Below are 12,314 nucleotides of genomic sequence, written 5' to 3' on the forward strand. Positions count from 1 at the left end.
CGACTAATACTCGATATGAATTTTTACCTAAGTGTTTTTGACGTTGCAGGAAGATTGCATCCGGCTCTCGTTCATTTGCCCATTGGCATACTGATGCTGGTTGGCATTTATTATTTCGCTGTCAGCCCTGCAAAGCGCGAAGCGCAGTTTCATTTTATCAGCGTAGCGTTGTTGGCGGGCATGATCTCCGCCATTGGCGCGTGTGTATCAGGTTTGCAATTGGCGAACAGCGGAGACTATGAAGCGTCCGTTGTTGCCCGGCATCAGTGGACCGGAATAGCCACCGCCGTTGTAGCAATTGTATGTTATGTGGTCCACCGGAAACGGCTGCCTCATGTTAAATGGATCATGATCCTGATGGTAGCGCTCGTGACGCTGGCAGGGCATTTTGGTGGTGGCATCACGCACGGCGAAGATTACATCACAGCGCCGCTGAAAAGTGGTCCCGACGAGGCGCAGGCTTTCAAGCCGATTCCTAATGTGCAGGAGGCATACGTCTATAACGATATTATTAAGCCCATCCTATCTTCCAAATGTTACAGCTGTCATGGGTCCAGCAAGCAAAAAGGTAAGTTGCGACTGGACGAACCCGATTTCATTTTGAAAGGTGGAAAAGAAGGAGCTGCTATCAACTGGGGTCATGAAGATCAAAGTCTTTTAGTGAAAAGGATCCTGTTGCCTGAAAGCGACGAAGATCATATGCCTCCCAAAGAAAAGCCCCAACTCACAAAATCAGAAATGGCGCTGCTGCACTGGTGGGTCAACAGTGGGGCAGGCTTCGATAAAAAAGTGAACCAGTCACAACAGACCGATAAAATAAAACCGATCCTTACGGCGCTGCAGCAAGGCCCGGCCACTGAAAAAGAGGACGAAGCTCTCGTGCCCCAGAAGGAAGTGGGACCTGCAGATCCAAAGGCTATAGCGGCTTTAAAGGAGAAAGGTGTTGTGGTGATCCCTGTCGCGGCCAATACCAATTATTTGCTCGCCAATTTTGTAGGTGCCGATCAGGTGTCCTTAAAAGAATTGCAATTGCTCGAACCTTTGAAAGACCAGTTGATCTGGCTCAAGGTTGGCTATGAGCAGTTAGGCGATCAGGCCATGGAAGCGATTGGTAAGCTGCCTGCACTGACGCGGTTGCATGTTGAAGGAAATCCGATCACCGATGCTGGGATACCCTATCTGAAAAAGCTTTCCAACCTGCAATACATTAATTTATCAGGTACCGGGGTGACACAGAAAGGGCTATTGGAATTGCGCGGGCTGAAACAACTCAAGAAGATCTACCTCTACCAGGTAGCGTCCGCCACGTTTGACCTGCCAGCACTTAAAAAGGCCCTGCCCGGAGTAATAATAGACACCGGGGGCTACCGCGTGCCCACCCTGGAAAGCGATACAACTATTTATACCGGGAAACCTGCTGAATAGCCGTTTTAAGAGGCTTCTGCAATATTTTTGATCACATCAACCGTGAGGGGCTTGGTGATGTAAGCTTTGATCTGAGGGTATGAGGCGGTCTTGTTTTTATCTTCCTGGGCTATGGAAGAGCTTACAGTGTAGACCGTAATACTTTTTGTTTTTTCAGCAGGGAGCTTAATGAATTCTTCCATGAATCCCCAGCCGTTCATGATGGGCATTTCTATATCCAGCAGGATAATGTCGGGCACATCGGCAGTTTGGTTGTAGATGATATCCTTCAATAATTCAATCGCTTCCCAACCGTTTTCTGCAAAATTCACTTTAAACAAATCACCGCTTCTCTCAAACAACTTCCTTGCTATGAGCTTAAATACAGGATCATCATCTACCACTAATACATTCTTTTGACTCGTCATTTAAAATAAATTTTAAAAGTAGTTCCTACATTTATTGTACTTTCTACTGTAATTCTACCCCCAAGGGTCTCAATCTGCCTTTTGGTGATATATAAACCTACGCCTTTCGATTCCGGATTGTGTGTAAATGTCTTAAAAAGCCCAAACAGTTTATGTCCATTTTTTTCAAGATCAATACCTATGCCATTGTCACTAACGATCAAAACCTTTTCTGAATTTTCATCAGTATAGTTGATGCTGACAATAGGGCAAACATTAGCTTTCGAGTACTTCAGGCTGTTGGAAATCAAATTTAATAAAATACTTTCGATGTAGGCCTTATTGTACCAAATACTTGTTTCTTTCGGAATATTATTAAGGATAACTGCTTCTTTTTGCTTGATTTTATCCCTGAGTACATTAATCGTTTTATCAACCGTCTCTCTCAATACAATTTGCTGCTGCGTGATATTCAAATCGGCATTAATATTCACCACGTCATTCAGCGCTTCAATGCTGCTGCCTAAAATACTTACCACCCGGTGTAAATGAGTGGTCAGCTCGTTGATCTCCTCCATAGTCGTGGATGATAGGATCAGGTCGCTCAGGGACTGAATATTACTCGCATGCGACCGCAGGTTGTGCGATACGATGTAAGAGAAGTCGAGCAGCCTTTTATTCTGGTGGTCCAGTATTTCCATCGACCGGTCCAGTTCCTCCTTCGATTTTTTCAAATCCGTAATATCTACGGTGGTCAGGATCACCTGGTCATAGGTTTCTTCATGACCGGGGATCACCTGCCAGGATAAAATCGAGTTGCGCAATTCGCCTTGTCCGTTGTAGAAAGAGCTTTCCGCTTTGAACTGATATTTCCCGGCACAGATAGCGGCAATGGTGTTTTTGATCACGTTCAGGTTCGGTTCGGTGGCAATCACTTTATGAAAATGCTGAAACAACTCTTCTTTGCTGGAGAGATTGTGTTGCCTGAAACATTCATCATTGATCGACTTGATCTTGACCAGGTTGATGTAAGTATGTAAAGATCTCGGCTGCCGGTTAAAATGAGCGATCACTTCTTCTTCGGGTTTGCCGATCATATTGTTTCGCCGAAGTTCCGCCACGACGTCCGAGAAATCTTCTTCCCACAGCGCCACAGGAGATTCATCAAATAAGTGTTTATACTTTCGCTCAGATTCCTTAAGCTTTCGCTCTGCCTGGATCTTCTCCGTAACGTCTTCGGCAATTACCACAAACTTTTCATGGGCTTCTGAAGCCGTAGGCAACGCGAACAGCTTATAGTTGGTCCAGATCTCTGTACCGTCGCGGTGGGTATGTTTATACTCTCCGGACAATTGCTGCATGTCCGGGCCTTGGGTCGACTGAATCTTTTGCAGGATGGCAAAGAAAGTGTCCTGTGAGGTAGGCTGCCAGTTGTCCGGCAGCATCGTTTCTTCGAGGCCGAATATATTCCTGAATTTCTCATTCGTGCCCGAAAGTCGCTTAGACGCTACATCGATCACCGCAAAGCCGATCGGTGCATGTTCAAAAATAGCTTTGAACTCTTTTTCCGTGTCGGCGATCTGCTGTTCTTTTTCCAGTACCAGCAGTTGCAGCTGGGCCGTTCGTTCCAGCCATTTTTTAATGTAAAACCCGATGGCCACGCAGGCGGCCAGCGAAAAAAGCATGGGGATCAGTAAAAATTGGTAACTCGTCGCATCGGAAGAAATATACACCCGCCAGTTGATGTGAGACATTTCCTCGCTTACGGTGATCCTGCTTTTCGAAGGACGGCTGCCCATAAAAAAAACTTCCTTGCCATTAAGGAAACTAACATAGGACAAGCTGTAGTGATATTTCAACCGCTCGGGATGGTCAAGACCGCTCACGCGTATCAGCTCTTCCAGCCGCACCACGGCGCTCGCAAAACCCCAGAACCTGCCGTCAATAAAAATGGGGAGGCGTGCCGCGATACAATCGATCTTTTCGAAGTTTTTGAACGGACCGCTGATCTTGATCTTTTTAGATTTGAAGGCTTCCAGTGCGGCAGCCGCTTCTTCCTTGCCGGCGTTATAAATAATGTTTTTATTAAGCGCCACTTTATTACGCTCGGGGTAGGTGTATCTGATAACCCCTCCGGGAATCAGCGAAAGATTATTCAGCCGGATATTACTATTCATAATATCCCGCGCCGACTCGTCAAAGTTGGTCACTTTTCCGCCATCGTTGATCATGCGCGTGGTTGCAGCCAGTCCGCTGTACATATCATCCAGGCAGTCATTAATGTGTGCATTAAGGCGCTTCATTTCAGCGGAAAGTTCCAGTTTCAGTTTAGCTACTTTGATATTGCGGCGCTGCTCGATCACCAACACAGAAATGATAAAAATGACAGTGGCAGCAAGAATGCTGATCAGCAATGGAAATTTGCTTAGGATGGTTTTGTTGTCAGGAAGAGAGGGTTTCATTTTGATCACAATTGGCGGAAAACCGGAATCTGTACAATATTAAAATATTCTTCAGCATTAGAGAGCAACAACAACTTTAAATTTTCAGTGCGGCAAATATAGGCGCATTCTTCAAATGTTATCGTAATCAGGCTATATTTGCAGGCATGACACAAGAAAAATTACAGGATATGCGGTCCCGCGTTCTCGGGATAAGGAGGTTTCTTTGACGTCGCGAACCGCGAGCAGAAAATTCAACAAGACAAACAACTCTCACTGAGTCCCGGTTTTTGGGATGACAACAAGCGTGCTACCGATATTCTTAAAACACTGAAAGTAAATGAATATTGGGTGAATCTGTACCGGAAGGCCGACACGGCTGTGGAAGATTTTGCAGTGCTGTTCGAATTCTGGAAAGAGGACGCCGCCACGGAAGAAGAGACCCAGCAGGCTTACGACGCAGCTCTTGCAACGCTTGACGAGGCCGAGTTCAAAAGTACTTTGAATGAACCTGAAGATGAGCTGCCAGCCGTTTTGCAGATCAATTCCGGTGCCGGAGGTACCGAGAGCCAGGATTGGGCAGAGATGATCGCCCGGATGTACCGGATGTACGGTGAAAAGCAGGGATGGAAGGTAACCGAGCTCGACTGGCAATGGGGCGACGGTGCGGGTATCAAGACAGCGACGCTGCAGTTTGACGGCGCCTTTGCCTACGGCTTTCTGAAAGCGGAAAGCGGTGTACACCGTTTGGTGAGAATTTCTCCGTTTGACAGTAACGCCAGGAGGCACACTTCGTTTGTTTCCGTTTTTGTATATCCGCTTATTGATGACACGATCGAAATTGAGATCAAGGATAGCGAAGTTAAAATGGAAACGGCCCGAAGTGGTGGAGCCGGCGGACAGAACGTAAATAAGGTCGAAACCAAAGTTTTTCTGACGCATATTCCTACCGGCATCGTAGTCGTCTGCCAGACAGAGCGTACACAGATGGGCAACCGGGAAAAGGCCATGCAAATGTTGAAGAGCCGTTTGTATGAAGAAGAGCTCCGCAAACGCGAAGAGCTGAAAAACGCTACCAACGCGAATAAGAAGAAAATAGAGTGGGGCAGCCAGATACGCAGCTACGTTTTTCATCCATACAAGATGATCAAAGATCATCGCACTGATTATGAAGTGGGTAACGTGCAACCCGTGATGGACGGCGAGTTGGACGGTTTCATCAAGGCCTACCTGATGGCTAATAAAGAGGACGAAGCCACCGCATAATATCAGCGTTCATTACATATTTATTAAAAAGTTTAACGCCAAAAATTAAATCATGAGTTTAGGAACATTTTCATATCCGTTGCCGGTGAATGAGCCGGTATTAAACTATGCTCCCGGTAGCAAAGAAAGGGAGCAGTTAAAGGCAACACTCGCTACTCTGAAAGCTGAAAAGGCTGACATCCCGATGTATATCGGAGGTGAGGAAGTGTATACAAAGAACAAAGTGTCTATACATCCGCCGCATGAGCGGAACTTCGTGTTGGGACATTTTTCCATGGGAGATAAAACGCATGTGCAGCAGGCTATCGACGCTGCATTGGCAGCCAGAAGCAAATGGGCTGCCATGAGCTGGGAAAGCCGTGCCGGCATCTTTTTAAAAGCGGCCGACCTGATCGCTACCAAGTACCGTTTCCATATGAATGGCACCACGATGCTGGGGCAAAGTAAGAACGCCTACCAGGCAGAGATCGACAGTGCCTGCGAGCTGATCGACTTCCTGAAATTTAACGTCCACTTTTTAAGCGAGATCTACAAGCAACAGCCGATCAGTGGACCCGGCATGCACAACCGCCTTGAATACAGGCCGCTTGAGGGCTTCGTATTGGCCGTGACGCCTTTCAACTTCACTGCGATCGGTGGCAACCTGCCTACCTCCGCTGCAATGTGCGGCAACGTGGTGGTGTGGAAACCTGCTAATACCCAGGTGTACTCTGCACAGATGTTCATGCGGATCCTGAAGGAAGCCGGATTGCCCGATGGTGTGATCAACCTGATCTATGTAGATGGTCCAGACCTGGGAGCGGTTTGTTTCAATCATAAAGACTTTGCCGGAGTACACTTCACGGGTTCTACCGGCGTGTTCAATACCATGTGGGAAACCATTGGTAAGAATATGGGCGCCTACAAAAGCTATCCGCGCATCGTGGGAGAAACAGGTGGTAAAGACTTTGTTGTGGCGCATAAAAGCGCAGACCCGGCTGTGGTAGCAACTGCTTTGCTGCGTGGTGCTTTTGAATTCCAGGGACAAAAATGTTCAGCGGCTTCAAGGGCTTATATCCCATCCAATATCGCTAAAGAAGTGAAGAAGCGCCTGGTAGAAGGCATCAATTCTTTTAAAATGGGATCGGTAGAAGACTTCAGCAACTTTATCAACGCAGTGATTGACGAGAGAAGCTTTGATAAGATCAAAAACTATATCGACAAGGCGAAAAAGGCTCCGGATGTTACCATACTGGCGGGAGGGGAGTGCAATAAGAAGGAAGGATATTTCATCCAACCTACTGTGATCGAAACCACCAACCCGCAGTATGTCACCATGTGCGAAGAGATCTTCGGACCGGTCCTGACCTTGTATGTGTATCCGGCCAACGCCTTCGAAAAGACATTGGATATCGTGAACACGACGTCGCCTTACGCGTTGACGGGTGCGATCATCTCCACTGATCGTGAGGCCATAGAATTGGCCACACGCAAGCTGGAAAATGCTGCAGGAAATTTCTACATCAATGACAAGCCGACCGGCGCTGTAGTTGGCCAGCAGCCTTTTGGCGGTGGCCGTGCATCGGGTACCAACGACAAGGCCGGATTTATCCTGAATCTTTACCGTTGGTTGAGCGCGCGTACCATCAAGGAAACATTCACGCCTCCAACGGACTACAGGTATCCATTCCTGGCTGAAGACTAATCGTTACCCCTGATCAGATATTCAGAAGGAACACGGAATGACGGTGTTCCTTCTTTTTTTATATTGCATTGGTGATGATGTGGCGGATAGGATCATGTTTTTTCAGTACAAAACTTAAGATTTACACTTGAAAGACTTGAAAGATTTGTATTTTGAGCTGTGCTAAATAGTCTATAAAAATCAGCTGCATAAGATGGAGCATGATACATTTTTCGTACGAGGGCATCTACATGCGGTGTTTCCTATTCAAGCCGAAACAATGGACAACCGACCCAATGGAAAGAAATAAAAAAATTTAAGGATGAAATCTATACTTAATAAAGAACTGATCGACATCACTATAAAAAGACTGGCCCAGCAGGTAATCGAGAATCACGAAGACCTGAGCGGCGTGGTCATCATAGGGCTGCAGCCCAGGGGCATTTTCTTATCAGACCGGCTGCACCAGGAAATCGCATTACTGGCCCCACAAGCCCAGATCAGGTACGGAAAACTGGATATTACTTTTTACCGGGACGATGTCAGGGATAGCCTTCACAAGGCGAATGAAACGGACATCCCCTTTAGCATAGAAGGTAAAACGGTGATATTGGTAGATGATGTTTTGTATACGGGCCGCACGATACGCGCTGCGCTGGATGCATTGCTTGACTTCGGCCGCCCGGGTAAGGTAGAGCTTTGTGTGTTGATCGACCGCAGGTTCAGCCGGCAGTTCCCCATACAGGCTGATTATATTGGCCGGTCAATCGACAGTTTTGAAAACCAAAAAGTGCTGGTACGCTGGAAGGAAAACAGCGACAAAGATCAGGTGTATATTGAGTAACAGGCGATGGCACTGAGGTACACCCGATGTCTGGCGATTCCAGCTGGCTAGAACTTCTTCACGTCTATTTTGATTTCTTTATTCTTAAAATCGAATTGCACCATTCCGGGACTTCCCTTTTTATCGATCACGATATTTTCACGGTTATTTATAAAATCATACCGGTTGTTTTCAATGTACACGAGATAAGATCCTTCCGGCAGCGAGAGGGCGAAGCTGCCGGCAAGGTCGGTGACAGTCGTGTAGATTTTTGAAGTAGCCAGATTTTTTGCATAGACTGTGATGCCCATGACATCCGCTTCCTGGATATTATAGACTTCTTTGATTTCCTGCAGCTTGCCATTCAATACATACGTTTTGATAACAGGGATCTGGATCCTTCCATTTTTGTGTATCGTAACGCTATCTTCATGTAAGAGATAGAGCGGTTGATTGTCTTTGAACACGGCTACATGGTAGGTGCCGTCCGGCAGGTTTTTAATTTTTAACCGGCCATTGCGGTCCGTCACAGCTACGATATTGTTGTTCAATCGTGCTACTACATCCTGCAGCGCAATATCTTCTCTGCCCTTTACAGCATCCTGGTTCACGTCTTCAAAGATCTCCAGGGTAATACTATTGCCCGTTCCGGACACCACGCGGTCAAAGCTGTACTTGATCCCTATGCTTACCTGTATATTTTGAAAAAGACTTTTCGAATTAAATACTTTGCTTTCAAACCTCGAGTAATTGGCCACGGTTGTCAAATACCACGAGTTGTTCAGGCGCAGGTTCAGGTTGGCATTGGCGAAGACATTACTGTTCCGAAATATATTGGTGTAATTGTAACCCGCATAAATATTTCCTGAAAGGGCGTTATTAGTAGGGCTGATCGTATAACCGCCCGACAAAGAATAGTTCCTGTATTTCGTTGTGGAGCTCTGCGCAGTGGCATAGATATTAACCGGGTTCAGGTCCGCGAGCGCATCTATATAAAAACTTCCTATGCGATAGTTTAACCCGAGACGCGCATTCTGGAAAAGGTTTTCATCATTGGTGAACTTAGCTAAGCCATAATCCACTGAGGCGCTGAAAGCGTGCTGGTTCAATAGCTTCGCAACATTCAGGCGTGTGCGGTAAGACACGTAAGCGTCGCTCCGCAACACAGGATATTTTTGATAATTGTAGTTGGGAGTAAACGTAATGTCATAACCTCTTGTGTTGAACGAAAATCCCGCATCCAACTGGTGATTCACGAACCGGTTCGTTTCATACACATTGGACAGCAGTGGCCCGGCGCCAGCGATGTCTTTTGGATTATTGTAAGACCCGATATAATTAAAGATCAAACTTTTATCAGACTGCAAATCGATCCGCAACATTTCGTAGAGACTTACGAGACCCCTGCGGATGCCGGCATAATAAGGCGAACTGTAAAAGTTATTGGAATAGAAGGATAATTTGTTGCTGCGTATTTCGTAGGTGATGCCCGCGGCGCCGCCCTGGGTGCGCGTTCGCGTGGTTGCGGAAGCTTCACTGCTGACACCCGCTTCTATTTTTAAGCTTTGCATCGAGTCCGCATATACAGGGGCCTGCGTATTGACAATATGAGCCCTTCTCTCAGTGAAGGGATCCTCGTTAAACGCATAAGCGAGCACAACAGGTTGAACCTGTCGCGTGTCGAGCGTAAACTTTGAGCCTACTGTATAGCCACCGTTAGCGAAGCCAAAACCAGAATGGTACAATGAAAAATTATTTTGGGTGCCGATCACTTCAACAGTACTGCGGGTTCCTGTTCTTTGAACAAATCTTGCGCCTCTCCCGGAAACATTTATATCATATCCCGTACTATATACATTTCCGATGGCGTATTCATTAGCCGCTGTCCGCAACACCAGCCTTGTATCATAAATATTCCACAACTGGTATTGCGTGAAATAGTCAATGGCGGTGTTGAACTCCAAAGTCCTTTGCTCACCGACCTTAGAAGTAATGTTACCCCGTAGCTTCATAAAATCATTATCGAGGTTGGAGCGGCTGTACGCTATTTCTGCAAAGTTTTTATTCAGGTTGATGTCCGTAGCATAGAGTGCGTTTTTTTGCCCGCTGAGCGAGCGGATCAAAAGCGAGGCGCTGGCCAGGGCGATGCTGCTGCCCGGTTCAAACGCACTGATCTGCAGGCTAAAATCTGGTTCTGAACGGTTGCTGCCTTTTCGTAAAAGGCGAACGCTCAGGTATTTTTTTTCAGCAGGGGCCAGGTGTACCAGTAACTGTCTCTGATCAAGGGTCAGGTATCCGGAAGGTAGGATCTCCAGTTGAAGCGTTATGTCTTTGGTGGCGTAACCCGGGTTTTGCACAAAAAAATGCACAACGTTTTCTTCCCGGTCTGGATAATAATAAGTTTCAGTGGTTGGTGAACCGATGGAGATAAAAGCTTCGTCGGGCCGCTTCAAAAAGAAGGTGGCTGTTGCCTGTTGCCGTTTGCCATTGTGCGTATAGTGAACAATGTAAGAGATGTCTGAGAAGGCGGCCGTGAGTAAGGCTTTGCTGGCGATCATTCTTACGGATAGCGTTTGTGTGGCCGAAGGTGCCAGGCCTCCTTTGTATTCCGGCAGGAATATAATACCCGGATAATCTGCAGCAGGCGAAAGGCTGTCAATTGTTATTCCGGATGTGGTCGAGTTGGTAATGATCAGTGGATTCGAAAAGGCTTCTCCCGGCGACAGGTAGACACTGTCCCGTTCAAAAGCTACCTTGATTTCGCTGCTTTGTTGTGCTGACAGGTAAAGCGGGAACATAGGTAAGCATAATGCTATCAGATATAATCGTATCAAAAACAAATCAGGTATTTACAGGTTCGTAAAACTGTAGATCACGTTCAACACATAAGGCACTGCCCCGGTCTGTTGTCCGAGAAGCACCGTGGCTTGCGAAGCTGGAATCGTATATTTTACGGACAGGTTTCTGGACAAGACGGCGGGCGCACTGCTCAGGACCACCTGCGGCGTTGTCGTAATATTCCTGGCAGTGATTCCGCTTTCGCCCGTACTATTTTCCACTCTTACAATTGAAGCGGGCACCGTAGTAGGAGCTCCGTTGAGTGTAAAAAAAGCGGCCGTACTTCTCACATATATTTCGTATGATTTATTGTTGCTGATGAGCAGATGGTTGGGCATGTTGGCGCTTTTATCTGCCTGGTAATCTGCAACAGATGCATAACTGAAGGTAACGTCTGTGTTGCCTTGCAGAGCAATGTTGCTCAGCGCCGGGCTGTTAATGGTAAATGCAACCGGAGTTACGGTTGCTACTGTACCGTCGGCATTGGTCGTGCGTATGTCTGCGTTAAAAGTATACGATCCGGCTTTAAAAAAATTATTCTTTATGTTCGTCGCGCTGATGGTGATTTTAAGAGGCACGGTCGTAATGTTTCCTGTAGGGACCGCCAGTGCTGTCGCATTGAGCCGTTGATAGGTGGTGGACAAAGGAACTGTTGCAAAACCGTTGCCCGAGGCGGTAACCATATTGACAGGTAGCGTAGCCGAAGTGCCTCCTTCAGGCGGTGTAAACGTGACCGGACCCTGCGCTTTGATATCAATAAAAGCAGGCACCGTGTGACCGATGCTGAAAGAGCCGAGATCAAATACCAGGTCCTGCGCAGCGTTAAAATCGCTAAGGCCCGAATAGTTTTTTGTAAAAGAGGCGGTGGAGCTGAACCAACGATTCAGCGAAGGTACCCGTACTGCCAACGGAATGGGCGAAGGCGTAATCCAGTGATAAAACAACCCGCCAATCAATATATTGGTCTGATTGTGATTGATATTTACTGTATAGTCGCCTGCTATCAAAGCCCGGTTGGAAAAGCTGGATCCGGCTATCCGGTATTGCAATAATATCGGGCCGGATTGAACAGCCGCCGATGAAGATGCCGGTGTGAAAAGCGTTTGCGGTGAGGTGCTGAGCGCTGCTTCCGCTGCGGCAGTGCCGTTCAATTGCGGGGTTCCGGGCGCCTGGCCGTTAATGCTGATCAGTTTGTAGTTGATGGACGATGCGGGAAATATATTGCTCTGGTTACTCAGGTTTGCCGCGGCGGCTGAAAGTTGCACAGGTTGAACGGAGAGGAGGCCCCTCCATCCGTTGGACATGGATACCTGAAGGGATCCGGTAGCAACGTTCTGTTTATATTCCTGGTGTCCGAAAATCTGGCTCTCAGACAACGTCAAAATAGGATTTTGAGCATTGCCCGTCTGTTGAAAGCTGATGAGGAGATACAAGAACGTCAGTGAAAAGGTTGTTCCTGACAATACATTCAT

The 12,314-nt window shown here is 47.0% G+C and carries 8 protein-coding genes; 4 read left to right on the plus strand and 4 right to left on the minus strand.

What is annotated here, in order from left to right; translation table 11 throughout:
• The first annotated feature begins 15 nt into the window (after window positions 1–15).
• Entirely contained in the window at window positions 16–1,425 is a 1,410-nt protein-coding gene (locus tag ACU37H_RS15715; RefSeq protein WP_472705343.1) for a c-type cytochrome domain-containing protein, read from the plus strand.
• Window positions 1,426–1,430: 5 nt separating this feature from the next.
• Here ACU37H_RS15715 and ACU37H_RS15720 read toward each other — a convergent pair whose 3' ends face one another.
• Window positions 1,431–1,832 (minus strand): response regulator, encoded by a 402-nt coding sequence (locus ACU37H_RS15720; RefSeq protein WP_472705341.1) that lies wholly within the window; start codon window positions 1,830–1,832, stop codon window positions 1,431–1,433.
• A complete protein-coding gene (locus ACU37H_RS15725; RefSeq protein ID WP_472705339.1) occupies window positions 1,829–4,273 on the minus strand; it encodes a PAS domain S-box protein in 2,445 nt (814 codons plus the stop codon). Before ACU37H_RS15725 ends, ACU37H_RS15720 begins: the two co-directional genes overlap by 4 nt.
• A 146-nt stretch (window positions 4,274–4,419) precedes the next feature.
• Here ACU37H_RS15725 and prfB point away from each other — a divergent pair.
• The 3 genes from prfB (at window position 4,420) to pyrR (ending at window position 8,025) form a co-directional block, all read left to right on the plus strand.
• Window positions 4,420–5,518, plus strand: a protein-coding gene (prfB, locus tag ACU37H_RS15730) for a peptide chain release factor 2 (RefSeq protein ID WP_472705337.1) whose coding sequence is annotated in 2 segments (ribosomal slippage) — window positions 4,420–4,467 and window positions 4,469–5,518 — 1,098 coding nt in all. Because the reading frame shifts where the segments join, the coding sequence is not laid out codon by codon here.
• A gap of 52 nt (window positions 5,519–5,570) precedes the next feature.
• The gene (gene pruA, locus ACU37H_RS15735; protein ID WP_472705335.1) at window positions 5,571–7,202 is read left to right on the plus strand and encodes an L-glutamate gamma-semialdehyde dehydrogenase; all 1,632 of its coding nucleotides are present in this window, start codon (window positions 5,571–5,573) and stop codon (window positions 7,200–7,202) included.
• Between the two features lie 301 nt (window positions 7,203–7,503).
• Window positions 7,504–8,025, plus strand: a complete 522-nt coding sequence (pyrR, locus tag ACU37H_RS15740; RefSeq protein ID WP_472705333.1) for a bifunctional pyr operon transcriptional regulator/uracil phosphoribosyltransferase PyrR — start codon at window positions 7,504–7,506, stop codon at window positions 8,023–8,025.
• Between the two features lie 47 nt (window positions 8,026–8,072).
• On the opposite strand, the gene ACU37H_RS15745 is transcribed toward pyrR, so the two are convergent.
• Together ACU37H_RS15745 and ACU37H_RS15750 are read right to left on the minus strand one after the other, a co-directional pair.
• The gene (locus ACU37H_RS15745; protein WP_472705331.1) at window positions 8,073–10,802 is read right to left on the minus strand and encodes a hypothetical protein; all 2,730 of its coding nucleotides are present in this window, start codon (window positions 10,800–10,802) and stop codon (window positions 8,073–8,075) included.
• Between the two features lie 51 nt (window positions 10,803–10,853).
• Window positions 10,854–12,314 (minus strand): hypothetical protein, encoded by a 1,461-nt coding sequence (locus ACU37H_RS15750; protein WP_472705329.1) that lies wholly within the window; start codon window positions 12,312–12,314, stop codon window positions 10,854–10,856.

It is taken from the genome of Niabella sp. ZPM-14 (genome assembly GCF_055693045.2).